18 protein-coding genes and 1 riboswitch are annotated in these 26,494 nt (G+C 61.3%); of the genes, 3 read left to right on the plus strand and 15 right to left on the minus strand.

Annotated elements, in window-relative coordinates; translation table 11 throughout:
- Positions 1-205: 205 nt before the first annotated feature.
- Both prfB and secA read right to left on the minus strand, forming a co-directional pair.
- Positions 206-1,312 carry a peptide chain release factor 2 gene (gene prfB / locus HMPREF9161_RS05650; RefSeq protein ID WP_009728726.1) on the minus strand — a complete coding sequence of 369 codons (1,107 nt, stop codon included), beginning with the start codon at positions 1,310-1,312 and terminating at the stop codon, positions 206-208.
- A gap of 354 nt (positions 1,313-1,666) precedes the next feature.
- The gene (gene secA / locus HMPREF9161_RS05655) at positions 1,667-4,306 is read right to left on the minus strand and encodes a preprotein translocase subunit SecA (RefSeq protein ID WP_009728727.1); all 2,640 of its coding nucleotides are present in this window, start codon (positions 4,304-4,306) and stop codon (positions 1,667-1,669) included.
- 321 nt (positions 4,307-4,627) lie between these two features.
- On the opposite strand from secA, the gene HMPREF9161_RS05660 reads away from it, so the two are divergent.
- The gene (locus HMPREF9161_RS05660) at positions 4,628-5,896 is read left to right on the plus strand and encodes an SLC13 family permease (protein ID WP_009728728.1); all 1,269 of its coding nucleotides are present in this window, start codon (positions 4,628-4,630) and stop codon (positions 5,894-5,896) included.
- 164 nt (positions 5,897-6,060) lie between these two features.
- On the opposite strand, the gene HMPREF9161_RS05665 is transcribed toward HMPREF9161_RS05660, so the two are convergent.
- The 8 genes from HMPREF9161_RS05665 to HMPREF9161_RS05700 form a co-directional block, all read right to left on the minus strand.
- Positions 6,061-8,259, minus strand: a complete 2,199-nt coding sequence (locus HMPREF9161_RS05665; RefSeq protein WP_037348600.1) for a TonB-dependent siderophore receptor — start codon at positions 8,257-8,259, stop codon at positions 6,061-6,063.
- Positions 8,260-8,301: 42 nt separating this feature from the next.
- Positions 8,302-9,072 (minus strand): ABC transporter ATP-binding protein, encoded by a 771-nt coding sequence (locus HMPREF9161_RS05670; RefSeq protein WP_009728730.1) that lies wholly within the window; start codon positions 9,070-9,072, stop codon positions 8,302-8,304.
- On the minus strand, positions 9,069-9,884 hold the full coding sequence (locus tag HMPREF9161_RS05675) for an ABC transporter ATP-binding protein (protein ID WP_009728731.1): 816 nt from the start codon (positions 9,882-9,884) through the stop codon (positions 9,069-9,071). Before HMPREF9161_RS05675 ends, HMPREF9161_RS05670 begins: the two co-directional genes overlap by 4 nt.
- Positions 9,885-9,897: 13 nt before the next feature.
- Positions 9,898-10,716: an ABC transporter permease gene (locus tag HMPREF9161_RS05680; RefSeq protein ID WP_009728732.1), complete on the minus strand. Its 819-nt coding sequence runs from the start codon at positions 10,714-10,716 to the stop codon at positions 9,898-9,900.
- Positions 10,709-11,656, minus strand: coding sequence for an ABC transporter permease (locus HMPREF9161_RS05685; protein WP_009728733.1), 948 nt, complete (start codon positions 11,654-11,656; stop codon positions 10,709-10,711). The genes HMPREF9161_RS05680 and HMPREF9161_RS05685 overlap by 8 nt, the downstream gene beginning before the upstream one ends.
- Before the next feature lie 4 nt (positions 11,657-11,660).
- Positions 11,661-13,229: an ABC transporter substrate-binding protein gene (locus tag HMPREF9161_RS05690; protein WP_009728734.1), complete on the minus strand. Its 1,569-nt coding sequence runs from the start codon at positions 13,227-13,229 to the stop codon at positions 11,661-11,663.
- 72 nt (positions 13,230-13,301) lie between these two features.
- On the minus strand, positions 13,302-15,506 hold the full coding sequence (locus HMPREF9161_RS05695) for a TonB-dependent siderophore receptor (protein WP_232213519.1): 2,205 nt from the start codon (positions 15,504-15,506) through the stop codon (positions 13,302-13,304).
- A gap of 18 nt (positions 15,507-15,524) precedes the next feature.
- The gene (locus HMPREF9161_RS05700) at positions 15,525-17,720 is read right to left on the minus strand and encodes a TonB-dependent siderophore receptor (RefSeq protein WP_009728736.1); all 2,196 of its coding nucleotides are present in this window, start codon (positions 17,718-17,720) and stop codon (positions 15,525-15,527) included.
- Positions 17,721-17,877: 157 nt separating this feature from the next.
- Positions 17,878-18,050: riboswitch (cobalamin riboswitch) on the minus strand.
- A 423-nt stretch (positions 18,051-18,473) separates the two neighbouring features.
- Between HMPREF9161_RS05700 and HMPREF9161_RS05705 the strand changes: the two genes are divergently transcribed.
- Positions 18,474-19,799, plus strand: coding sequence for a hypothetical protein (locus HMPREF9161_RS05705; protein ID WP_009728737.1), 1,326 nt, complete (start codon positions 18,474-18,476; stop codon positions 19,797-19,799).
- A gap of 287 nt (positions 19,800-20,086) precedes the next feature.
- The gene (locus tag HMPREF9161_RS05710; RefSeq protein ID WP_009728738.1) at positions 20,087-20,494 is read left to right on the plus strand and encodes a type II toxin-antitoxin system death-on-curing family toxin; all 408 of its coding nucleotides are present in this window, start codon (positions 20,087-20,089) and stop codon (positions 20,492-20,494) included.
- Positions 20,495-20,554: 60 nt separating this feature from the next.
- Here the strand turns inward: HMPREF9161_RS05710 and HMPREF9161_RS05715 are convergent, their stop codons facing one another.
- The 5 genes from HMPREF9161_RS05715 to HMPREF9161_RS05735 are packed head-to-tail and all read right to left on the minus strand — an operon-like array spanning position 20,555 to position 26,451.
- A complete protein-coding gene (locus tag HMPREF9161_RS05715; protein ID WP_009728739.1) occupies positions 20,555-22,501 on the minus strand; it encodes a TonB-dependent siderophore receptor in 1,947 nt (648 codons plus the stop codon).
- A 29-nt stretch (positions 22,502-22,530) separates the two neighbouring features.
- Positions 22,531-23,526 (minus strand): ABC transporter substrate-binding protein, encoded by a 996-nt coding sequence (locus tag HMPREF9161_RS05720; RefSeq protein ID WP_009728740.1) that lies wholly within the window; start codon positions 23,524-23,526, stop codon positions 22,531-22,533.
- A gap of 22 nt (positions 23,527-23,548) precedes the next feature.
- The gene (locus tag HMPREF9161_RS05725; RefSeq protein ID WP_009728741.1) at positions 23,549-24,328 is read right to left on the minus strand and encodes an ABC transporter ATP-binding protein; all 780 of its coding nucleotides are present in this window, start codon (positions 24,326-24,328) and stop codon (positions 23,549-23,551) included.
- A complete protein-coding gene (locus HMPREF9161_RS05730) occupies positions 24,325-25,377 on the minus strand; it encodes an iron ABC transporter permease (RefSeq protein ID WP_009728742.1) in 1,053 nt (350 codons plus the stop codon). Before HMPREF9161_RS05730 ends, HMPREF9161_RS05725 begins: the two co-directional genes overlap by 4 nt.
- A gap of 6 nt (positions 25,378-25,383) precedes the next feature.
- On the minus strand, positions 25,384-26,451 hold the full coding sequence (locus tag HMPREF9161_RS05735) for an ABC transporter substrate-binding protein (RefSeq protein ID WP_009728743.1): 1,068 nt from the start codon (positions 26,449-26,451) through the stop codon (positions 25,384-25,386).
- Between the last annotated feature and the right edge of the window lie 43 nt (positions 26,452-26,494).

Genomic DNA, 26,494 nt, shown 5'->3' on the forward strand with positions numbered 1-26,494 from the left:
ATTCTTGTCGCTGCGTAAACGACACGGCAGTTCGTGCATGAAAATCCCACGCTCCGACCGTAACGTAAGTGACGCGGAAGTTTGGATGCATAGCTAGGAATAAGGAGAATGCGAGGGAGTCGTAGTTAAGACCTACGTCGACCGACGCATTCGACGAAATGACGACGCTAGGCGCCAAAATCCCGCGTCACGTCGCGCGTCACGCCTAGAATTCGTGATTGGCCTTTGCGTTGAGGTAAGCCCTGATAAACGGGTCGATCTCCCCGTCCATAACCGCCTGCACGTTTCCCGTCTCGGCGTTCGTGCGGACGTCTTTCACCATCGTGTACGGCTGGAACACATAGGAGCGAATCTGACTGCCCCACTCGATCTTCTGCTGGACGCCTTCGAGTTTGGCAATCTCCTCTTCCTTCTTCTCCTGCTCGAGCTCGAAGAGTTTAGCGCGGAGCATCTTGAGGCACTGCTCCTTGTTCTGGAGCTGGGAGCGCTCGTTCTGGCACTGCACGACGATGCCCGTCGGCTCGTGCGTCATGCGCACGGCGGACGATGTCTTGTTGATGTGCTGCCCGCCCGCGCCGCTCGCGCGGTAGTAATCGACGCGCACATCGTCCATGTGGATGTCCACTTCGACCGCATCGTCGATCTCGGGCATGACGTCGCACGCGGAGAACGATGTGTGCCGCCGCGCCTGCGAGTCGAACGGCGAGATGCGGACGAGGCGATGGACGCCCTTTTCAGATTTTAGGAAGCCGTAGGCGTTGTGCCCCTTGATGAAAAGGCTCGCGGACTTGACGCCCGCCTCGTCGCCCGGCTGGAGGTCGGCAGTCTCGACGGTGAACCCGTGCCGCTCCGCCCAGCGCCCGTACATGCGCAGGAGCATCTGCGTCCAGTCCTGCGCCTCGGTGCCGCCCGCGCCCGCGTGGAGCGTGAGAATCGCGTTGTTCGCGTCGTATTCCCCGGAGAGGAGCACCTCGAGCTGGAGCGTCTCGAGCCCCGCGGCGATCGCGTCGAGCTCGGCGCGGATATCGTCCTCCATCGCGGGATCGTTCTCTTCGATGCCCATTTCATAGAGGGTCTCGGCGTCCTCGTATTTCGCGGCGAGCGCCTTGTAGGTGTCGACGCCGCCCTTGAGATCCACGAGTTCCCGGTTGACCTTCTGCGCCGCCGCCGCATCGTCCCAGAACGTCGGCTCGCTCATCTTGTATTCGAGCTCGGCGATCTTCTCCTCCTTCGCGGGGATCTCCAGGGAAATGCGCATCTGATCCAGCTTTTCGCCCAAATCACTCAGTGTCGGTTTCAGATCTTCCAGCATGTTGTTTCTTCCCTAAATTACACAATTATTAACTCCGCATTTTATTGGCTCAGTATGGGGCCGTCCGCACATCATGCGCGGCACAAAGTTACGCGCGCGTATGTCGCGGGAGAGCGCGGCAACGCGGGGCGGGACGCGCGTGAATCAAGTCCCCTCCCCCCCAGAACCAAACCTAAGTGACGACGCTAGGCGCGAAAATCCCGCGTCACACCGCCCCGTCATACCGCAAACCAAGTGAAGCGCTAGGTTCGATGCACGGGTAGGAATGAGGAGAATGCGAGCGACGGCGTAGTTAAGACCTACTCCGAGCGAAGCGTTCGACGAAATGACGCCGCCGTGCGCAAAGATAGCGTTTCACTGTCGCCCGTGGCAGTTCTTGTATTTTTTGCCACTCCCGCACGGACACGGATCGTTCCGCCCGACCTTCTTCCCGTCCTCGCCCTTTTCGGCGCGCGCCTCGGCGGGCGCGCTCTCATCGCCGTGAGAAACGCGGGCGGTGCGGAGGTGGTCCTCGAGTTTGGACCGCTCGCGCGCGAGCAGTTCATGCGCACGCTGCGCGGCGGCGGCATCCGCGACGGGCGCGGGTGCGGGCGTACCGTCAGGCGCCGCACTCTGCACGGGCGGCGCGGCCTGCGGGGCGACGATGCTCACATGGTACATGAGGTTCGCGATCTGATCCATGATGGAGGCTTCCATCTCTTCAAACATGGTCAGCGCCTCGATCTTATACTCGACGAGCGGGTTGCGCTGCCCGTATGCGCGCAGGTTGATGCCCTCGCGCAGCATGTCCATGTGATCGAGATGGTCCATCCATTTCTGATCCACGACGCGGAGCATGACGACCTTCTCGAGTTCGCGCATATTCTCCTCGCCGAACATGCGCTCGCGGTTCTTGTAGCCCTCCTCTGCGATCTGCTCGAGCAGCTCCTGGATCTCGTCGCGCGCGAGCACTTCGAGCTCTTCCTTTTTCAGTCTGCCCTGCGGCGCGTAGACCTTCTCCGCATCCTCGATAAGCGCATCCAGCTGCCACTCCTCGGGGTAGAGTTTCTCGTTCGCGTACTGCGTCATCTCGTCCTTGATGATGTGCTTGACCATCGCGAGGATGTTCTCGCGCAGGTTCTCGCCGCAGAGGATCTTGCGCCGCTCTCCGTAGATGACCTCGCGCTGCTGATTCATGACGTCGTCGTATTCGAGGACGTGCTTGCGGATGTCGAAATTGCGCGCTTCGACCTTTTTCTGCGCATGCTCGATGGAGCGCGTGATGATGGCGTGCTCGATCGGTTCGTCCTCCTCCATGCCGAGCTTGTCCATGATGCCCGCGATGCGGTCGGAGGCAAAGAGGCGCATGAGGTCGTCCTCGAGCGAGAGGAAGAACTTCGACGCGCCGGGGTCGCCCTGACGCCCGGAACGTCCGCGCAGCTGGTTGTCGATGCGCCGCGATTCGTGGCGCTCCGTGCCGACGATGTAGAGCCCGCCGAGCGCGTCGACGCCCTCGCCGAGCTTGATGTCCGTGCCGCGGCCCGCCATATTCGTCGCGATCGTAACGGCGCCCTTTTGCCCGGCGTTCGCAACGATCTCGGCTTCTTTTTCATGAAATTTCGCATTGAGCACGACGTGCGGGATGCCGTTTTTCCGCAGGACGTTCGACATCTCCTCGGACTGCGTGATGGACGTCGTGCCGATGAGGATGGGCTGTCCCGTCTCGTGGATCTCCTTAACCGAGCGCCCGACGGCGCGGTATTTCGCCGCCTTCGTCTTGTAGATGACGTCGGGGTGGTCGATGCGGCAGACCGGCTTGTTCGTCGGGATGACGATGACGGGCAGCTTATAGATCTTGAGGAATTCGTTCTCCTCCGTCTTGGCCGTGCCCGTCATGCCCGCGAGTTTTTCATACATGCGGAAATAATTCTGGAACGTGATGCTCGCGAGCGTCTGCGATTCGCGCTGAATCTTGACGCCCTCCTTCGCCTCGATCGCCTGATGCAGGCCGTCGGAGTAGCGGCGCCCCTCCATGAGGCGCCCCGTGAACTCGTCCACGATGACGATCTCGTCGCCGCGCACGACGTAGTCGCGGTCGCGGTGCATGAGCGCCTTTGCGCGCAGCGCGGCAGTAAAGCAGTGCGAGAGCTCGATGTTCTCGGGCGCGTAGAGGTTCTGGATGCCGACGATCTTCTCGATCTTCGGCACGGCGCTGTCGGCGGGCGCGACGGTCTTTTGCTTCTCGTCGACCGTGTAGTCCTCGCCCTCCTTCAGGTGGCGCACGGCGTTTGCCATGACGGCGTAGTTGTCCGTCGACTTCGTCCCGGGCCCCGAGATGATGAGCGGCGTGCGCGCCTCGTCGATGAGGATCGAGTCCACCTCGTCGACGATCGCATAGTGCAGCGCGCGCTGTACCATCTGGCTCTCGGAGAGCACCATGTTGTCGCGCAGATAGTCAAAGCCGAACTCGTTGTTCGTGCCGAATGTGACGTCCGACGCATAGGCCGCCTTGCGCTCCGGGAAGTCCATGTTGTGCGCGATGAGCCCGACCGAAAGCCCAAGGTAGCGGTAGAGCTTGCCCATCCACTCGCTGTCGCGCCGCGCGAGGTAGTCGTTGACCGTGACCATATGAACGCCGCGCCCCGCGAGCGCGTTGAGGTACACCGCCGTCGTCGCGACGAGCGTCTTGCCTTCGCCCGTGCGCATCTCCGCGATGCGCCCCTCGTGCAGGCACATGCCGCCGATGAGCTGCACGTCGAAATGGCGCATGCCGAGCACGCGCCGCGACGTCTCGCGCACGACGGCGAACGCCTCGGGGAGGATGTCCTCCATGGACGCCCCATTTTCAAGCTGTTCGCGGAACCTGCGCGTATAGCCCGTCAGCTTGTCGTCCGTCAGGTTCACCATATCGGGCTCGAGCCCGTTGATTTGATCCACAATCACACGGTAACGAGCGATCTCCTTGTCGTTGTTGTCGCCAAGGAAATGCTTCAAAATGGAAGAAATTCCAAACAAGTGGTTTCACACTCCTAATTCATGATCACGATAACATCCTGCATGCAGGACAATATTCGCTCCATTATACCACAAAGCCCCTGCCTTTGCACAAAAAGTTCAAAGGGGGCGGCGTTTTATCCTACTTTAAATAACGTATTTCGGCTTGTTCAAATCATATATGAATTGAATTATATTCCATATCATGATATAATCTTAAAATAAAGGAGGTGCATATTGCCGATATTTACGTATTTCTTGCGAATGATAGAAATTCGTTGAAGAATGTTTCTAAATATCTTATGGAAACGACATTAGAACTGATGAAATGGAGATGGATCAATGGATGCAGCAATGCTAACGTTAAGTGTTCTCGCAGTGGCGGCGATCCTATTCGCCACCGAAATTATCCCGCTCGCCGTAACGGCAATGGGCGCGGCGATCGCCCTCGGACTTTTAGGGGTGCTGACGCCCGCGCAGGTATTTTCCGGCCTGTCGAATTCCACCGTCGTTCTCTTCGCCGGCATGTTCATCATCGGCGCGGCGATGTTCCAAACGGGTCTCGCACAGAAGATCGGCATCGCCGTCGTCAAAAAATCCGGCAGTGACGAGCGCCCCCTCATGGCGGCGCTGATGCTGATCACCATCGTCCTGTCCTCGATCTCGTCGAACACGGCGACCGTGGCGTGTCTCATGCCGGTCGTCATCCAGATCTGCGCGGCGGCAAAACTCCCCGTCTCGCCGCAGCTCATGGCGCTCGCAATCGCGGCCAACGTCGGCGGCACCATTACGATGATCGGCACGCCGCCGAACATCCTGATGAGCGCCACGCTCCAGGCCACGGGGCTCGAGCCGTTCGGCTTTTTCGAATTCGCATGGATCGGCGTTCCGCTCTCGATTGTCGGCATGATCTACATGCTGACGATCGGCCGCAAGCTCTGCCCGCAGCACATGGTTGACAGCGATGCCAATGCGGGCAGCGGCGCTGCCGAAAGCGCCAAAGACTCCCGCAAGATGATCATCTGCGCAGTCATTCTGCTCGGCGTCGTCACCGCAATGGTTCTTGAGAAGGACATCCACGTGCCGATGCAGATGTCCGCCATCATTGGCGGCCTGCTCTGCGTGCTGACGGGCTGTCTCAATGAAAAGCAGGCATACGAGGGCATCGACTGGACGACGATCTTCCTCTTTGCCGGTATGCTGCCGCTGGCGAGCGCGATGGAAAAGAGCGGCGCCGGCGCGCTCATCGCGAACTTCGTCGTCGGACTCATGGGCGACGCGCCCTCGCCGTACCTCATCGTCGTCGCCATGTTCATCCTCTCCTGCGGCCTGACGCAGTTTATGTCGAATACCGCCGCGGCGGCGCTGCTCGCACCGATCGCGATCTCCATCGCGCAGTCCATCGGCGTATCGCCGTACCCGGTCGTTATGGCCATCGGCATCGCGGCATCCTGCGCGTTCACGACGCCGGTCGCGACCCCGCCGAACACGCTCGTGCTCGGTCCCGGCAAGTTCCGCTTCATGGACTATGTCAAGATCGGCCTGCCGCTCGTCTTTATATCGCTGCTCGTCTGCGTCGCCGTTATCCCGCTCGTGTGGCCGTTCCAATAAAAGATGCGCGGTTTTTTATGAACTAAGCGTGCAAATACGTAAACAGGGGCTGTTGCATCTGCATGTTATCGTGCAGATGCAACAGCCCTTGTTTTTATGCCGCCATGTATTACAACCATAACGCGGGCGCGGCGGCGCCGCTCGGCTTGTACGGAAAGACTCTTTTAGAGGCTGACCGCCGCGGACAGCATGAACGTCCGCCCAGGGTTCAGCATGAGGCCGCCGTCGCTCCATTTCACGGTGGTGGACGACCAGTACATCTTGTTCAGGACGTTATAAATCATGAGATTGAAGGTTGTCGGATAGCCGTCAATCTTGGTCTCGTACTGTGCGCCCAGGTCAAAGCGCGTCCATGAGGGAACCTCGATGCGATTCTTGCTGTCCGCATAGGTGCTGCCCATATGGAGCAGGCGGCCGTAGACGTTCAGTCCCCGCACGGGCGTCTCCCAGTCGAGCGCCATGGTCGCGTTGAACCGCGGCGTGCCGAACACGCGGTTGCCGTCGTTCACACCGCCATCCGTTTTCTCATATTTGGCGTCGAGCAGCATCATGCCGCCCGTGAGGCTGAGCCGCGGCGCGACCTTGCCAAAGATGTTCCACTCGACGCCCTGACTGCGCGTCTCGCCGTCCATCACATAGTAATTGGCGGCGTTCACAAGCCCCGTCGGCTGTTTGATGCGGAAGAGGCTGAGCGTCGTCCCCCAGTCGCCCATATCCCATTTCGCTCCGAACTCATACTGCTTCGTCTTGGTCGGCGGCATGACCTCGTTTTTATTCACGACGGTATTCGGCGTCGTCGCCCCCGAGGTCAGCGACTCCGCGTAGTTCACATAGAGGGCGGTGCGCGGCGAGAGCTTGTAGAGCGCGGCAAAGGTCGGCGTCGTCGCGCTCTTCTCGTAGGACTTCGTCAGTGCGCCCGTCTTGCTGAAGTTGCGCGTATAGATCGTCTGCCGGCGCAGCCCCGCGATGAGCTTCAAACGCCCGTCAAGCGCCGTTATCGCATCGGCAAAGACGACGCTGCGGTTGTTGAGCTTGCTGCCGACATACCACTGCCCCTCGGGCGCATGCGGCGCGCCCGGATCCGTAATGAGGCCGCGATAGATATTGCCCGTCATATTGGACGTCGTTCCCGTTGCCTCGTTCGACCAACCGTGCTGTGAGAGGTAATCGTACCCGATCGTCATCGCATGATTGACGGCGCCCGTGTCAAAGTTCAGTTTGACCCCCGTCATAAAGACGCGCCGATTGGTCTTGCCCATCGTGGAGCTGCCGTCGATGCTCAGCGTATAGTCGCCCGCGTCGTTTTGCAGCCACGGCTTGCTCGTCAGATAGCCCGGCCAGTCGCGGTGCATGAGCCCCGCCTTCACATAGCCCGTGATATGTTCATTGAACTTCTGCTCATGCTGAAACAGATAAACGCGGTGCGTGTGCTTAACGAGCGCCCATGACGGCATGAAATTCTTTACCACGGCGCTTGCCGAAGGGAGATGCGTTACGTTCGTGCCCCAGTTCGCGTCCTTGATGCGCAGCACCTCCGGCATCCCGTGATGCGTGGAGGTATCGTAGCCGTAGAGCAGCGAACTCTTGCTGCGCGCCGTCTCCCGGTCGATGTTGATATAGAGATCGCGCCCGCGCAGCTCCTCGCCCGGCGACGTCGTGCGCCCCGTATACGCCTCCGTATTGATGCGGATGCCGAACTGCTGGTTTTTCCCGAACCGCCGCCCCCAGTCGATCCCCGTCGTCAGATACCGGCTGCTCGCATAGGACTGCGTGATGTCAAAAACGGGGCGCGGTCCGGCCTTTTTCGGCACGAAATTGACGAACCCCGCGGCGGACTGCATCGTCCCCGTTCCGCTGACGACGGCGTTCGGTCCCGTGATGATCTCCATCCGTCCGATGTAGTTCGTCGGCTGGTTCTGCATCATAATCATGCCGGGCACCCCGTCGAGCAGGATGTCGTGCGTGTTGAACTCCACGCCGCGGATCTGCAGCTCGACGTTGTTGTCCGTCGATGCGCCGCCGACCTGCACGGAGGGATTGTTCGTCGCCGCGTTCAGGAACGCGCGCGTCGGAACAAAATTTTTCTTCAGCACAGCATCCGTATAGGATGTCACGTTGACGGGCGTCTCCATAACCGCCGCGTCTTCGCCGAGCGCGCCAAGCGACGCCGTCCGCGCGACATTTCCGCCGGGCATCGTATCGTCGGTACTCCGGCCCTCGACGTCAACGGGGTCGAGCTCGTAGGTATCGACCGTATTTGTTCCCCCGCCCGCGCTTTTCTCCGACGCGTGCGCAGATACGCTCATGCTCAGCAGCGCGGCGAGAATTGCCGCGCTTAATCTTTTCTTCTTCATCGTTTCCATACACTCCTCTTCCATGGTTCAAATATCCGGTCAAACCGCACGTCAAAATCCGTCGAACGCCGCGATAAATTCGCGCGTAAATTCCTCGCGCGGAGCGCCGAGGACTTCGGCGGCGTGCCCCTGTTCGATCATGCGCCCGCGGCACATGACGCCCACGTCGTCGGCGAGGAAGCGGACGAGATCGAGATCGTGCGAGATGAAGAGATAGGTGAGGCGTTCCGCGCGCTGCAAATCTTTCAGCAGGCGCATGATCTGCACCTGTACGGTCGGGTCGAGCATCGCGGTCGGCTCGTCCAGCACGACGAAGGACGGCCGCATCGTGAGGACGCGCGCGATCGAAAGGCGCTGGAGCTGCCCCCCGCTCAGCTCCGCCGGATAGCGATCCAAGATATCCGACGCGAGGCTGACCTTCTCGAGGCACGCCTTGATCCACGCCCAGTCCGGCGCGCCCATCGCGGCCGCGTGAATGCGGTACGGCTCCTCGAGCAGGCGCCGGATGGGGAAGTTCTCGTAGAGAGACGCCTGCGGGTTCTGAAAGATCATCTGATGCCCGCGCCGAAACTCCCGCTCCGCCGCGCGCGTCCTCAGCCGGTCGACAAGCGGCGTGTCCCCGTAATACACCGCGCCGCTCGTGGCGGGGACAAGCCCCAGCACGATGCGCCCGAGCGTCGATTTCCCCGCGCCGCTGAGTCCGCAGAGCGCATAGGTCGTTCCCTCCGCAACGGAAAACGACACATCCTCGAGCGCCGTCACCGCGCGGCCGCCCATGAACCCGCTCCGGAAGACCTTGCCGATGTGTTCACAGCGCATCATGCCGCACCGTCCTCCCCCGCAAACGCCTCGGCCGCAGCCGCGAGTGTCCGCGTATATTCCTCCCGCGGCCGCGTAAAGAGTTCCTCCGTCGCGCCCTGCTCCACAAGCCGCCCGTCCCGCAGCACAACGGTGCGGCTGCTGATCCGCCGCACGAACCGCAGGTCGTGGCTGATGATGATAAAGCCGCAGTTCTGCGTCTCGGCAAGCCGGCGAAACAGCGTAAATACCTGTTTGCGCAGCCCGGGGTCGAGCCCCTTCGTCGGCTCGTCCGCGATGATCCACCGCGGCCGCATGAGCGAGGCGATCGCGCAGAGCACGCGCTGGCGCATCCCGCCGCTCAGACCGAACGCATAGGCGCGAAAGACGCGCTGCGCATCGTCGAATCCGTAGCGAGAAAGCTCGGCCATCGCCAGCCGCCGCGCCTCGGCGGGCGGCAGTCCCTCATGGTACTCGAGCGCCTCCGTGAGCTGTTCCCCGACGGTGAGCGCCGGATTGAGCGCGAGCGCGGGATCCTGCGGCATAAAGAAGATGCGCCGCCCGCGGTAGGCGCGCAGATCGCGCTCCGCCATCGCCGCAAGATTCTGCCCGTCGTAGAGGATGCGCCCCGTCACGCAGGCGCGGCTGAGGAGCCCGACGATCGCCTTGCCGAGGACGGATTTCCCGCTGCCCGATTCGCCGATCACAGCGGTGATCTCGCGCGCGGGAAACGTGCAGTCGAGCGGATGCAGCACCAATCCCTGCTCGTAGGGGAAGCTGACGCTCACCTGCTCCAGCGCGATGTCCTCGCGCGCCGCATGCCGTATGTTATCCATTCTCCCCGCCTCCCTACATCTCGCGCCGCGTACGTCCGGCAAACCGCCGCTGGAGTCCCTCGCCGAGGATGTTCACCGCGACGCACAGGATAAATATGCAGGCGCCCGGGGCGTAGAGGAGCAGCGGGTACGTGCGGAAATAGGTCTGCCCCTCGCTGACCATGAGCCCCCAGTCCGACGTCGGCGGCTGGAGCCCGATGCCGATGTAGCTGAGCCCCGAGACGGAGAGGATGACCATGCCGATGCGGATGGTAAAGAGCACGATGACGACGGGCAGGAGACTCCTGAGGACATAGCGGCCGACGATGAATCCCGCGCCCGCCCCGAGCGCGCGCAGCCCCTCGACGAACGGCTCGCCCTTGATGCGGATCACCTCGCCGCGCACGACGCGCGAGAATCCCGTCCACGAGGTCACGACGACCGCAATGAGCATGCTCGTGACGCCCGGCTCGAGAAGCCCCGCCAGCGCGATCATCAGACTAAAGCTCGGGATGCCCTGAAAGACGTTCACCACCGTTTGAATCAGCGCGTCCACACGCCCCCCGACGTAGCCGCTGACGGTTCCGACGACAAGGCCGACCGTCATCGTGCAGAACGCGGCGGCCGCGGCAAACCCGATCGAGACGCGCGCGCCCGAGATGAGACGGCTGAGCACATCGCGCCCGAGCGGATCGGTGCCGAGCAGATAGCGCGCGCTCGGATATTCGAGCACATGCCCCATATCGACGAAGTTCGGATCGTACGGCATGAGGAGCGGCGCGGCGGCCGCGACGAAGATAAAGGCGGCGCAGACGGCGAGCGCGCCGCGCTCGAGCCGGTTCATCTCAGTCATTTTGCCCATCCCCCAGCCGCAGATTCGGTTTTAACATCACATAGAACACATCGACGCACATGTTCACGACAATCATCATGCAGCCGACCATCAGCACATAGCCTTGGATCATCGGATAGTCACGAGCCTGCACCGCCGTCAGCGCGAGCGTGCCGAGCCCGGGCAGGGCAAAGATCAGCTCGATGATCGCCGCGCCGCCGAGCAGAGCGCCCGCGTAGTTGCCGAGCATCGTCGCGGTTGCAATGAACGCGTTGCGCAGGGCGTGGCGGTAGACGATGTAAAAGAGCGGGAGCCCCTTTGCCCGCGCCGTCAGGATGTAGTTCTCCGCGAACACCTCTGTCAGCGCGTCCCGCTGGAGCCGCATCACCGCGCCGATCGTCCCCGCGCCGAGGACGAGCCCCGGCAGCAGCAGATGGCGCACCGTCCCGTAGCCGCTCGTGGGGAAGATGCGCAGGTTCTCGCAGAGGATCTGCATGAGGACGATCGCGAGCCAAAAACTCGGCAGAGACGTCAGCGCGATGGAGAGCAGCGTCAGCCAGCGCTCCGCCGCCCCGTGCCGATACACCGCCATGACGGCGCCGAGCGGCACGCTGAGGAGGATCACCCAAAGGAGCGCCATGCCCGCGAGCGAGAGCGTCACGGGGAGTGCCTGCAGGAGTTCCTGCAGCACGTTTTTCCCCGTGATAAAGGAGACGCCCCAGTCCCCGCGGAGCACCCCGCCGAGCCACGCGGCGTACTGCACGGCATAGGGGCGGTCGAGCCCGAGTTCCACCCGCTTCGCCGCGATCTCCTCCGGCGTCGGGGCGGTCACGCCGTCCATCGTCATGATCACCGCCGCCGGATCGGAGGGCGAGATAAAGCCGAGCGCAAAGACCAGCGCCGTCATGCCGACGAGGGTCGGCAGGAGGAGCAGCAGGCGCTGCCGGAAATACGTTTTCATCGCTTCACCGCCTCTCCACCTGATCCAGCGTAATGCCGTACGTCGTCGCGTTGTAGCCCGTCAGCTCCGCGGCATTGTAAACCACGACGTTATTGTCGCTGCCGAAGGGGATGAGCGGCGGCGCCTCAACCGCCATATCCTGCAGTTCGTCATAGTATGCGCGGCGCCGGTCCATGTCGATCACCTCCGGCAATTCCTTAAAGACCGCGTCCGCCGCGGGGTTCTCATAGCCCACGTGGTACAGCTTATTATTGCTCCCCCACGTCGCCATATAGCTCTCCATCAGCGTCTCTGGCGCGTAGTTCGCAAGCCCGTGCGTCCCGATCGAAAAGTCGTAGTTGCCGGCGGACATGTATTTCGAATGCGTCGCGCTGTCGAGGATCAGAATGCGCGCTTCGATGTGCAGCTTCCGCAGCGCCGCCTGAAGATACTCGACCACTTCCTTGTAGGAGTAGCGGCTCAGCCCGTACTGCGGGATGAGGAACGTCGCCCGATAGGTCTCTCCTCCCATCACTTCGTCCGCAAGGCGGACGGCCTCCGCCTCGTCGTGTACGAGCGGAATTTCTTTATAGAACGGATTGCAGCGGTTCAGCAGATTCATCGTCGGCTCCGACTGCCCGTTGAAATAGTACCGCACAATCGCTTCGCGGTCGATGAGAAGGCTGATCGCACGCATCATCCGCACATCCGAAAACGGGAAGCGGCTCTGGTTCACCGTCACATACTGATTGATCGTATTGCGGTTCGAAGAGACAGCAAAGCGCGGGTCCCGCAGCAGGGCGAGCGTGAGGGACGGCGTGAGCGAGCCGAGATCGAGGACGCCCTCCACCTCGCCCGCCCGCAGCGCCGAGAAGCGCGTGGCGGCGTTCGGCATGCTCACGAGCCGGATGTATTCGCTCTTTGCGGGCGTCCCGTGATAGCCGTCGAAACGCTTCAGCACGACATACTGCCCCGGTTTGCGGTCAACGATGGCAAAGGGGCCCGTGCCCACGGCATAGCCCGTGAAATCGCCCGACTCGATGTCAAAACACTTTGGACTGAACATCGGCGAGGAGAAGTTGATCATGCGGTAGACGAGCATCGGCTGCGGTTCGGAGAAACGCAGCTCCACCTCGTCGTCGGCGATCTTCTCGATCCCCGCGTAGCCCGGATAGACGCGCGCGAGGAGGAATCCGTAAAACGACGACAGGCGATAGCCCATATTCTCCCAGCGGCGGAAATTCGCCACCACCGCGTCCGCGTCGAAGGGTTCGCCGTCTTGGAAGGAAATGCCGCGGCGCAGCTTGAACCGCCATACCGTCGCATCCTCGTTCGCCTGCCAAGACGCCGCGAGCACGCCGCGCAGATGGCCGTCGGCATCCACCCCGACGAGGGGTTCCCACACCATGCCGATACTGCTGATGTAATAGGGATCCTTCTCCCCCGGCGCGAGGTCGCGCGGCGCTGCGAGCGTGATCTCCGCGGGGTGCGCGCTCTTATCCTGCTGCACCGCCCCCGCGAGCACCGCCAGCCACAGCGCGAGGAATACCGCGAGCAGCCTGCATTTGCGCAGGTAAAACCGCAGTCGTCTCATGAAGCGCCTCCTCTCGGGCCGTCATGCGGAAAACGCCGCACACCGACAAGCGGTATGCGGCGTACGCATATATTAAATATCAAACTGCGCCGAGAACATCCATGTGCGCGGCATCGACAGGCCGAACGTCGACGACCCGCCGCGCCCCATCCAGTAACTCTTGTTGAGCGCGTTGTAGCACATGAGGCTCAGCTTCGTCGGCACCGTGTTGATGCGCGTCTTATACGTCATCCCGAGATCCACCGTCGCGTACGCGGGGATCTCGATCTTGCCCCTGCCCGACGTATTCTCAATGTAGGCCTTATCGCTCCAAACGAGGCGCCCGATGAAGCTGCACGCGTCCGTCGGCTCATAGGTAAGACCGACGACGCCCGAGTACTTTGCGGCGCCCGTGACGAACGCGCCGTCCTTCGCCCCGCCCGCCGTATGCGCTCGTTCGGCGTCGAGATAGAGGAGGCCGCCCGTCACCGTCCACTTCGCGTGAGGCTTGCCGTTCGCCGTGTACTCGATCCCGCGGTAGCGGTTCTTGCCGTCCGCCGCGCGGCGATAGTTGGTGCCGCCGAGCGGCACGTCAATCAGATTCGGCTCGTCGATCTCGAAGAAGCTCAGCGTCGAAAGCACGCCGCCCGCCAGATGCTTGACGCCGATCTCGTTCTGCCTGCTCCGCACGGGCGCGAGCGTTTCCCCCTCGTTGATATACGTTTTTGTGCTGCTGTTCATGACAACCGCGCCGCGCGAGAAACTCTCCGTATGCCCGTAGTAGATCGACGTGCGCTCCGTCGGACGGTAGGTCAGTCCCCACGTCGGCAGGATATTCGTGTTCTCGATCGTCTTGCCCGAGGAAATATTTTTGAAATGCTCATGTTTCTGCGACGCCGCGAGCAGTACGTTCCACTTGCCGACGTGCATGGCGTCCGCAAGCGTCACGCCGACGTTCAGCTCCTCCCACTGCGGCAGATAGGGCTTATAGCTCGGCACCGTAAAGCCCGGCAGGAAGGAAATCCCGTCGTAGAGGTTCCCGCCGTAGAGATTATAGCCGCTCCAATTGTTCGCGTTCCAGTACTTCGCCCACGAGCGGTCGACGGACAGCGCAAAATCGTGATGCACCGCCCCCGTCACCGCGGTTCCCTTGATGCCCGCCTGCAAATAGACGTTGCGCGCCGCCTCGTGCTGCGCGTTCGAGCGGTTGCTCCCGGTGAAGTTCCCGTTCGCGTCGAATGCCAAACTGGCGCCCGAGTTGTACTTCTCCCCGTCGCGGCGCGAGAATCCGACGTTGAAGAACGCCGTATAGCGGTCGTCGATCTTTTGCTCGTGATTCAGCGTGAGGATATGCCCCCACATGCGTTTCGTCGTCTCCTTGAAGTCGTACGGCGTCGCCGCATCCGGCACCGTCGGCAGCTGCGCCGTATTGCCCGTGTAGGTGAACCAGCGCTGCGCGCCGTCCACGCGCTGGTCGAAGAATCCCGCGAAGAGATTCGTCGTGCTCCGCGCATCATGGTGGTCGAGGTTGAAGAAGATATTGCTGTTGTGCATCTCGGCGTCCCGCAGCGACATCTTCCCGTGCAGAAGCTCGCCGTTCACGCGCAGCCCCCACGCCTCGTCCCTGCCGAAGCGGCGGCCGACGTCGATGTACTCGCCGAACGTCCCGCGTCCGCTCACGACCTGCGTATAGCGCGTGACGGGCACGGCGCCCGCACGCTTCGTCACGATATTGACCGTGCCGGGCGCCGGCGTCGCGCCGCCGTTCGTGCCGTTGTTGGACATGCTGACGCCGTTGACGGCGGCGTTCGGTCCCGAGGTGATGTCCATGCGCGCGATCACATGAGACGGCGGCGTCGTGAACTGCGAGTAAAGACTCGGCACGCCGTTCACCATCATGTGGTTGCCGTTCATATTGATGCCGCGCATGGAGAAGTCGCTGTACATCGGCGAGCTCGTGCTCGAGCGGATGGACGGGTTGTTGAGCAGCACGTTCGCGAGCGGCTGGCTCGGGTCGTTGTACGTCTCGAGCATCTTCTCCGTCATGCTCATCTCCGAATACGGCACCGCAAAGATGCTCTGCGCGCCGAGCACGCCGAGTTTCGTCTGCTCCTGTACCATGCCGCCCGGCACGCTCTCGCGCCGGCCCTCCACGTCGACGGGATCGAGCTCATAGGTATCGACCGATCCCGCCCCGCGGCCGTCCGTCTTCTCTGCGGCGGATGCGGCATGCGCCGACGGACAGGCATACATCGTAAGTGCCGCGAGCACCGCCGCGGTCAGTTGTTTCCTACGCATCATTTCTCTCCCGCCCCCTTACAGATCCATCGCCATCGAGAGCGCGAACGTGCGCGGCGTCGAGAGATAAAGGCTCTTATCGGAGCGCGACGCCATCCAGTACTCCTTGTCGAGCACGTTGTAGACCGTCAGGCCGAACGTCGTCGGCACGGAGCCGAGCCGCGTCTTATAGGTCACGCCGAGATCGAACACGGTATTCGAGGGGACTTTAAATTTTTCATCGTACGTCCATGCCGCCCCCGCGTAAGTCATGCGGGCAAAGGCGCCGAATTTCTCATCCGCCGTATAGCGCGCCATGATCGTCCCGTTCCAACGCGGCTGTCCGTCGGGCGTCATGCCGTTCTGCGCGCCGTTCTTCGTTTTCTCTTTGGTCGCGCGCATATAGGCAAGCCCCGCCGCAAGCGACCATTTCGGCGCGATCTTGCCGCCGATGCCGAGTTCGACGCCGCGGTGACGCTCCTCGCCGTTCTGCTCCAAATACAGCCTGCTGTTGCGGGTCACTTCGATATTATTCGCCTGCGTGATGTCAAAGAGCGCAAGGGAATAGAGCACGCCCTTATTGCCGTACTTCACGCCGATTTCGTTCTGCTTCGTTTTAGAGGGCGGCAGAATCTCCCCCCCGTTCGCATATTTGGTCGCAACGGCGGCTCCGACGTCAAAATACTCCGCGTGGCTCGCATAGACGGTAATATCTTCCGTAGGGCGGTAGGAGAGCGCGTAGGTCGGCGTCGTCGCGCTCGAATCCACGCTCGACGATACGCGTCCCGTGTGCAGATTATAGGATTTCACATTCGCGGAATGATGATGTACGCCGAGGATCATGTTCCACTTATTGAACGTAATCGAGTCGACAAGCGAGACGCCCTTGATGCTCGTCTTATTGTTCATCGAGGTATCGTAAGCCGTATTCGCCATACTGTGCTGATTGAGGATGCCCGTATAGAGGTTGCCCGTGCCGAGAGAATACACGGTGGTGCCGTCGGGCACCGCCTCCCGCGCGCGCCATGCGCGGTCGGCGGCCAGCGTGACCTCGTGTTCCGCCGCGCCTGTATCAAATTTGCCGCCGACGCCCATCTGGATATAGTGCGCGCGCTGCGGCGTTGAGGACCGCTGCGCTCTGAGATCGAAATTCCCCGCGTCGTCCAAAATCGTGAGCGCGCTGTACTCGTACATGACGTTCTTGTTCAGCTTGTTCCGCAGCAGCCCCGCGTTCAGGAACCATTTCCAATCCTCCGAGAACTTCTGCTCGTGATTGAGGATCATCATCCAGCCGTAGGATTCCTTGTCCATCCCGTCGAACGCATAGTTGCGCGACGCTTTCGGCACGGCCGGCAGGCGGCTGATTTTGGGGGTCCCGTCCGGATTGCTGCCGATCTTGAACCAGCGCTGCCCGCCGACGATCTCGTTCTGACGGTAGCCCGTGAAGAAGTTGGTCTTGCTCCTCGCGTCCTGCCGGTCGAGGTTGATATAGATGCCCGCAGATTTGACCTTCTGCCCGTCGACCGCGGTCTCGCCGTCCACCTTCTCCGCGTTGAGGCGCACGCCCCATGTGCGGTTCTTGCCGAAACGACGCCCGAGATCGAAATAAAATCCGCCCATACTATGCCCGGAGTGCGTTAGCGTGAGCCGCGTAATATCCTCATGGGCCCGCTTCGTCGTAAAGTTCACAATGCCGCCGGCCGCCGTCGACTCGTAGTGGGTGCCCGTACCCGCAAGGCCGCTGTTCGGCCCCGAGATCACGTCGGTCTTCTCCACGGCGAACATCGGCGCGTTGAACTGCGTGAACATGCCCGGCACATTGTTGACATAGGTGCTCGTACCGTTCGCGCGGAACCCGCGATGCTGGAAGTCGTTGTGCAGGATGCTGCCCGTCGGGCGGATCGACGGCGAGATCGAGAGCACGCTGTCGAGCGGCTGCGTCGGGTCGCTAAAACTCTGAATCGTCTCCTTCGTGATGTTCGTCGTCGTGAAGGGGGTCTCCATCGCGGACTTCTCGCCGAGGAAACCGACCGTGCCCTCCGTCGCGGTGAAGTTTTCCGCGCCCTCCTCCGCACGCCGTCCCTCGACATCGACCGGGTCAAGCTCGTAGGTATCGACCGACGTCCCTCCCCCGCGGACATCCGCCTTCTCTGCGGCAGACGCGCCGCTTCCCCATACCGTGCTCGTCCCGAGCGCCGCAATCGCGACCGCAAGCGCCAGCTTTCGTTTTTTCATGTGAAATGCTCCTCCCAAATCCGTGGCGCGCCTCCGCGCCGCTATCCATTCCCCGGACTTCATCGTACGCACAAAAAAACGCTGCCGTCCCGTCCGTCGCGGGATGCAGTGGGGGGACGGCCGGCGGCGCATCCGCGCGCATCGGCTCATTCATCCTTCTCGGCGCACGAGATTCGGTAGGTCTTCCGGCTCTGCGTCATCGTCCGCCCCGCCTTCCCGCTTGCGCAGTGACATTGTGGGGCTTCCTCGGCATTACGGCGGCGGGACCGCATCGGCTTTGCACCGATTTCCCTGTTATCCCCGAAGGGCACCGAATCTGCTTATGAAGTTAAAATAAGATAAATACTGATTGGAGTATAGCTAAGGTTTATGCTGTTGTCAACCGATTTTATCATCATTGCCGCCGTATCTATGCAAAAAAGACGTTCGGCTCCCGTGTATTTTTTCACGCATAACTTGTATTTATTCTTTTCATGCGAAACTTTCATGCGCTTTTTGTCAGAATTTTAGTAGGAAAAGTAAACTTGACGCAGAATTATTCACATAAAGCAGGCGGGCAGACGTACGATCTGAATACGCCAAAATGCAGCTTTATTATGATGAGAACAACGGATGCGGCAATGCTGCCGAACACGTCTATGCGCAAGGAATGCAGACCTTGGCTGCGCGCCCCCCGCTCCGACGGTCCGCGCGCATATGCGTCATCATGCCCCGACACAACGTGTGCCGGTGTCCGAAAGGAGAAACTGCATTATGGAAACAGAAAGCTTGCTCAATCACCTCAAGGGTTTCGACGCGGAGATCTTTGAGCTCCTGCAGGAAGAGATCCGCCAGCAGCGCTATACCCTATCGCTCATCCCGACGGTCAACGCGATGTCGCCGCTCGCCGCCTATCTCGAGGGGAGCCTCCTCACCAACAGCACGATCGACCGCTGCGGCGGCCGCGTGAGCGCGATCGAAGAGCTCGTACGCGCCCGCGTGCGGGAACTCTTCGGCAGCGAGCACGCCATCGTGCGCTTCGGCAGTCTCGCCGCCGCCTCGCGCGTGGTCTTCCTCGGCCTCCTGCAGCAGGGGGACCGCGTGCTCTCGTTCAATCGACGCAAAGAGGAACACTGCGCCGGGCTGAATTACGCCTTCGAGAATTTCGGCATCGATCCCGCCGCGCAGCAGGTTGACTGGAACGCCGTGACGGAACTCGCGCAGCGGGTTAAGCCGAAGCTCATCGTCTTCTCCCCCGTCAGCTATCCGCGCATCCCGAACTACGAAAAGCTGGCGGAGGTCGCCCGCGCGGTCGGCGCGTATCTCTGGGTGGACATCGGACAGAGCGTCGGCCTCATCGCCGCGGGGCTCCTGCCCTCCCCCGTTGCCCATGCCGACGTGGTGACCTTCCCCACGAACGACTCCCTGCACGGTCCGGACGGCGCCGTCGTTCTCTGTAAGGAAGCCGTCGCCGGAAAACTGGACATGTCGGTGGAGAACACGGGGCACAGCGCGCTCCACATGAACCATCTGGCGGCGCTCGGCATCGCGCTCCACGAGGCGGCGAGCCCGACTTTCAAAGCGTACGGGCGTCAGGTCGTGGCGAACGCCAAGGCGCTCGCAGCCTCCCTTGAGCAGAACGGAACGAAGCTCCTCTGCGGCGGTACGGACACACACCTCGTCCTCGCGGCCCCCGCCGCGGGCGTCCGGCTCGTCGACACCGCGCATCGGCTGGCGCGCATCGGACTGCGCGTCAAACCCGACGTCGTGCCGACGATGACGGACGGAACGACGCTCGACGCGCTGCGGCTCTCGAGCCTGAACCCGACGACCCGCGCCCTCAAAGAGGAGGACATGGCGGCCGTCGGCAGGATCCTCGCCAAGGTGCTCGCGGCCGTGCCCTCCGACGAGACGCTCGAAACGCTGCGGCAGGAAGTCGCCGCGCTCATCGTGAACAAACCCATCTTCTCCAACGAGTGGTATGTCGACGTCAGCGCCGACGACAGCACCTTCTACGACGAGACCAGCGCGGGCGCCGTCCACGAACATGTCGCGCGCGCACGCATGAGCACGATTAAGAAACTCTTCCGCTGGAAGTAGCGGCGGTTTTGGAAATGGAATCAAAAAGGAGGACCGCAGAGGGTTCTCCTTTTTTGATGCTCATCTTTCGGTAATTGCGGCAGCGAGCTATTAATGATATAATTGTTGTATAACAGCATAGAAAGGACGCCTCATATGAAATTGCAAAAACAACAGCCTACGCAGACCCCCCAACCGCTTCACATACAGACAAGCGAGAATACCCCCATGCTAGAAGAAAAGATTCGTCGTTCTTCAGAAAAATTCATCAAACGAAATTATCGCCTATATAAAGCACTAGAAAACAAATGAACAGTGTACATGGAATCATACAGTTTATCCTAAAAGACGTTATCGCATTCCATGAACGATTGGAAGAAATTTTCGTCGTGAATCATGGAATTCATGACAAAGGTCTTTTAGAGTCAGCCGTACATGCTCCGTTTCAAACCTTTGGCAGCCATGATTTATACCCGACCTTGTTCGATAAAGCCGCACAGCTCTGTTTCGGCTTAGCAAAAGACCACCTGTTCAAGGATGGAAATAAACGCACAGCCCTGCACAGCATGCTTGTATTTTTGGATGTGAACGGTATCTCTATAGACTACGATGAAACTGAAATGGAAGAGCTGATTATCTCAGTTGCCGTAGGTGATATGACAAGCCCGCAGCTATCCGTATGGCTGCAGGAGCATTCAGTAGATTTCAATAGATAATATATAACTCCGCCCCGACAGCATATCCGTCGGGGCGGGTTTTATATGCGTATGAAGGAATCAGAACGCGCAGTTCACACCAACGAGGAAACTGCGTCCCGTCGTGTAGTAGACACCGCTGTTCGTAAAGTCGCGGCGGTTGAAGAGATTGTCCACATCGAACGTGCCTGTGACGTTCGGCGTGAACCGATAGGCGACATGGAGGTTGGAGGCAAGGAGATTGCCCGGGATGTGTGTGAAGGTCACCTGTTCGTTCCGCGTGCCGTTATAGCCGCGGTCGCCCCAATAGCTGAGGTTCAGCGCCGCCGTGAGGGCGCGGTTCTCATAGTTCACGCCCGCCGTCAGCTGGTAGCGGCCGAGCGCGCGCTGCCACGCCTGCCCCTCCTTGTACTTGCGCTCGGGATTGCCGACGGTAACGCCCGCATTCCAGCCGAAGTGCGCGTCCCTTTCCTCGGCATAGGAGAGTTCGACGCCCGTATTGCGGTACGACGCGGCGTTCGTCTGATACGTGACGGCGCCGTCCTTGACGCCGACAATTTGATCGCTGACGTCGATATGGAACAGCGCCGCGGTAAAGCGCCGTTTGCCCGCGTCGTATTTATACCCCGCCTCGTAGTTCCAGCCGGACTCCGGCTTTAGATTCGGATTCGGACGCATGACGGCGCTCGCATAGTAGAGGTTGCGGAAGTTCGGCATACGGAAGAACCTGCCGGCACTCGCATAGGCGGCGCTGTCCCTGCCGAGCCGCGTCGTCACCTGCACCTGCGGCAGGAATGCCCGATAGTCCCCCGCCGTCGATTTCACCCAGTCCTGCCGCATACTGAGAATCGCCGCCGTCACGGGGCTGAGGTCGCGGTCATACGAGGCGAGCAGCGAGTATTCGTTCATCGCGTAGGGGCCGAACTTCGCATAGGGTCTGAGCGCACTTGAGCTGTCGCGCCAAGTAACATATTTTTGATTCTGATCGACATACGTCTGCCGCTTGACCGAGAGCCCGACAAGCGTCGTACTCACATCGTTTTTCCAGACTTTCTTGATATCCGTGCCGAAATGCCGATGTATACTCTTCTCCCACTCCACAACGGAAGGATTAACGACGAAGTGGTCGGGATTTGAAATCGAGCGGACGTTATAGAACGCGTCTGCCGTCCACCCATTCGAGTCATGATAGTTCACACTTGCAAAATGCTCGTCGTCATCGTAGCTAAACAATTGGAGTAGATTTCCTGCCTCGTCGCGGGACTGAATGGAGTGATTTTTCCCATTATACATGTAAGAAAATCGCGTTCGCTCGTTGATCTTATATGTCAAGTGAACGTGATCCTTGCGGCTTGCGCCAAATCCATACACAAACGGAGTCGGTATCCCGTTGATCTTTGTCTTCGCCTGTACGGTTGACAAAATCCCCGTCTCGCCGTACCGTGTTTGACTGACGGCAAGCCCGACGGGGCCCAGGTCAAATGTTGCCGCATAGACGCGCTGCCCACGGTCGCCCGCCGCAATCCGCACCGTGTTCTTGTACGCGCTCTTCGTGATGACGTTGACGACGCCGCCGAACGCCTCGGAGCCGTAGAGTACGGAACCGCCGCCCTTCACGACCTCAACGCGGTCGACCGTGTCGAGCGTCAGCATGTCGAGATGGCTGACGTTGTTGAATGACGCGGGAATCCCGTCGATGAGCACGAGCGTCCCGTTCTCGATGCCGCGCAGGTTGACGCCCGCGTTCCCCGTGATCCAGCTCTGATTATCGGGTCCCATCTGTGTAAAGTGGACGCCGTTCTTGTATTTCAGCGCCGAAATCACGTCGTGGGCGCCCGTCTTCTTCAGCTCCTCGGCCGTGTAGACGGTCGTATCCGCGGGCGTGTCGAGCGTCGGTTTTTCATAGCCCTGCGCCGTGACGTTGACATCCGCTGTCTGAACGACGTTCTCCGCCGATGCCGGCGCAAAAGGTACCGTCCCCGCGCAAAATGCGCATGCAATTCCAAACAGCCGCTTTGTTGTACGCATAAAAATCCCCTTCCATTTTCCCCATACCTTTACCGTGCCAATCCCTCGACCACGGAGAGATGCCGGTGCACGGGCAGCGGTACGATGTCGCCGTACGCCGCGTGTGCGATGTCCTGCGCGCCGAAGATCATGTCCTGCGACGCGTTGTAGATGTAGCCCTCGTGCGGGCGGTAGATTTGGCGGTCACGGATCGCCCGCACCGTTTGGAGCGCGGGGTCGTCCAGGTATGTGCGGTTGAACTTCTCGATGTCGTAGCTGCCGTGGTTGTTCCACACGGGCACAATGAGAAAATCCGGATTCACCGCGACGATGTGTTCCTTCGTCAGCGACTGCCCCGCCGTGAGTCCTATCTCCGCCGCGCCGTTCGTGACGCCCGCCATGCCGCACAGCCCGTCAAAGAGGCCGCCGCGGCTGCCGTAGGTCGGCGACATAGAGATGACGATGACCGTCTTGCGCGCGTCCGGCGGCACCTCTGTGAGACGCCCCGCAAGCGCCGCCCGCTCCGCATCAAAGAGCCAGACGAGCGCCTCCCCCTTTTCCGCCTCGCCGAGCGCGGCGGCGACGAGCCGGACGGCCGCGCGCAGTTCCTCGGCGTTGTGCGGTTTCTTGCAGGCGACGACGCGGATGCCGAGCTCCGGCAGCGTCTGCGCGGGTCCCGCGTCGATGTCGGCGTCGAGGAACACGACGTCGGGGTGCAGGGCGAGCACGCGCTCCGCCGACGGGTGATTGATCTTCTCCGTGATGCCCTCGGCGATGTCGACGATGTTGGAGCTGTTCGGGTCGTCTGCCATATGGTCGATGCCGACGAGCCGCTCCGGCGGGAGCATCCCGAGCACGATGTCGTCCAGCCACAGCCCGTAGTCCAGAATCCGCACGGGTTTCTCTTCGAACGCGACCGCGCGCCCCTGCGCGTCCGTCACCGTATAGCCCGCTTCCTCGGGAGCAGAAGGCTTTCCGCAGCCGACACTCAGGGCGAGCAAAAATACGGCGAGCAGCGGAACACACCTGCGGTACAAAGCCCCCATGATTTTCCCCTTTTCCACGCGGTCACGGTTTGAGCAGCCGCACATGCTTATACCCGTCGGCGACGCTGACGCGGGTCTCGACGCCGTACATCGCTGCGATGTTCTCTTCGGTCAGGACGTCCTGCGCTGCGCCGCGCGCGAATACGTGCGCGTTCTTCAGCATGAGCAGACGGTCGCAGAACAGAGAGGCGAGGTTGAGGTCGTGAATCGTCAGGAGGATCGCGATGCCGTCGCGCTTTGCAATCTCCGTGATAATCTGCAGGATGAAGAGTTGATTATGCAGGTCAAGACTCGCCGTCGGCTCGTCGAGGATGATGATGCGCGTCTGCTGCGCCAGCGCCCGCGCGATAAAGACGCGCTGACGCTCGCCGCCGCTCATCTCCTTGATGTTCCGCAGGGCGAACGGCTCGAGCTCCATGCGCCGGATGACATGGAACGCTATCTCTTCGTCCCGCGCAGAGTACCTATGTCCCGCGTAGGGCAGGCGTCCCATGAGCACCGCCTGCAGCGCCGTCATTCCGAAGGACGCCGTGTTGTACTGCGGCACATAGGCGATGCGTTTGGCGACCTCCCCCGCGCCGAGCGCCGAGAGGTCTTCGCCCGAGACGCGCACGGTCCCGCGCGCGGGGCGCAGGAGGCGCGCGATGCACCGCAGGAGCGTTGTTTTGCCCGTGCCGTTGGGCCCGAGAAGGCCGAGCACCTCCCCCGCGCGGAGTTCGAGCGACACATCGTCGAGGATTTTTCTTTCCGCCTTGTAGCCGAAGGTCAGATGCTCCGCCGCAAGACTCGCCGCCGTACTCATTCGAACTCCTTTCCCCTGCGCAGGATGAGATGGATGAAGAGCGGCACGCCGAAGAAGGAAATCACGATGCCGACGGGCACGGTCACAGGGTAGAGAATGAGTTTCCCGACCGTGTCCGACACGAGGAGGAGCGCCGCTCCGAGCACACAGGTAAAGGGCAGGTAGAAGCGGTGATCCGTCCCGATGAGGAACCGCGCCATATGCGGCGCGATGAGCCCCACGAACCCGATGACTCCCGTAAAGCTGATGATCGCCGCCGTCATAAAGACCGCCGCGAGCCCCACGACCGTCCGCAGGCGCGCGGGATTCACCCCTAGACTGACGGCGGTCTCGTCGTCGCTCGTCGCCATGACGTTCAGCGGCAGGCAGAAGAACATCGCGATGAGAAAGCCCGCCGCAACGATGACGGCGCCGATGACAACGTAGTCCCACGAGGCGCGGTGGAGCGAGCCGAACGTCCACTGAATGACCGCCGCGAGCTTGTGTTCCTGCGCGAAGAACTCAAGCGTCGCCGTGAGCGCGCTGAAGAAGTAGTTCAGCGCGATGCCGACGAGCACGAGCGTCGTCGGGGTCAGTCCCGCGCGCTGCGCGATGCCGTAGACGAGCGCGCCGCAGACGCAGGAAAGCGTGAACGCGGAGAGGATGATGCCGATGTCCGTGTCGAGCGCCGTCCCCGCGGCAAACACGATGCAGATGGACGCGCCGAGCGCCGCTGCCGATGAGATGCCGAGGGTGAACGGGCTGACGAGGTAGTTGCGCGTGATGGACTGCATGAGCGCGCCCGCGAGCGCGAGCCCCGCTCCCGCGACGATCGCGAGCAGGATGCGCGGCAGACGCAGCAGCAGAATAATCTTATTCGTCGCCGCGTCCGCGCCGCTCCCCGCCGCGCCGTCCGCCCACTGCTCAATCGCCGCGATTGTCTGCGCCGGCGAAACCTCCCGCATCCCGATGGTCGTGAACACATAGGCGGCGGCGAGAGTAAAGACAATGCCTGCCGCGATCATCAGCCACTTGCGCCGGTTCTTTTCATGATAGGCCTGTTCCAGCATGGCGCGTCACTCGCTCAGTGGGAACGCGGGATAGGTATGCCCGCCGATATACGGCAGATGCTGATATTTTTCGAGCCAGACCTTGAAGATGTCCTCCGGATGGAGGTCGGGGAGCTGCTCGGGGTAGAGGAACTTCGCGATGTACATCGTCCCCACGAGCTTGGATGCGCCGCCGTGCACATAGTGCGAGAGCAGGAGAATCCTTTGATTTTTCACCGCGTCGATGGTATCCCATCCCTTGCGCGACTCCAGTTCATGCAGGATGCGCGCGTGATCCTCGGGCGTCGGCGGGATATACGAGGAGTTGACCTTCGGCTCGGAGACCTTCACGATGTATGCGGGATTGCGCTCGATGACCGCCTCGGGGTTCACCTGCGGATTCGCCGCGTCGCCGAAGATGTTGTGCGCGCCCGAATACTCCACCATGTCGTAGAAATAGTTCCCGGGCACGGTCGTATTGCCCTCGGTGCGGTACTCGAAGTAAAGAGATTTCTTCGGCACGTCCTTCGTCTGCCGTTCGATGTAGTCGAGTTTCTCCATAAAGAAATCCGCGAGTTCCTGCGCCTCGGTCTCTTTGCCGAAAAGCCGGCCGATGAGCGCGCAGTTGTCCCTGAACTCGCGCGTATAGTAGGCGTCCACGACGATGACCGCGATGCCGAACGGCGCGAGTTTTTCCTGCGCGTCCTCCCAGCCGCCGTTGCCTGTCAGGATGAGCGCCTGCGGCGCGAGTTCGACGATCTTCTCATAGTTCAGATTGCCCTGGTTCGCGCCGATGACCTGATCCTGTTTGAACTTCCCCTTAAATCCCGCCTCGTCGTTGAAGATGTAGTTATCGACGCCGACGACGGTATCGAGCGATCCGACGGCGTTGATCAGCTCGGCGTTGTAGGCGTTCGAAACGACGACGCGCGTCAGCGGATGCGGCACGGTCACGCTGCGCCCGATGCTGTCCGTCACGGTGATCGTATCGGCGCTCCCCGCCGCGCTGTCCTGCGCCGCGTCCCTGCCGCAGCCAAGGGCGAGCAGGGCGCACACGAGGAGCGCGCAGAGCGCTTTGATGCTGTATTTTTTCATAATCCCCTCGCAAAATAAGGGAACCCGCCGCGGCCGCGGCGAA

The organism is Selenomonas sp. F0473 (assembly GCF_000315545.1).
Classification (GTDB): Bacteria; Bacillota; Negativicutes; order Selenomonadales; family Selenomonadaceae; genus Centipeda.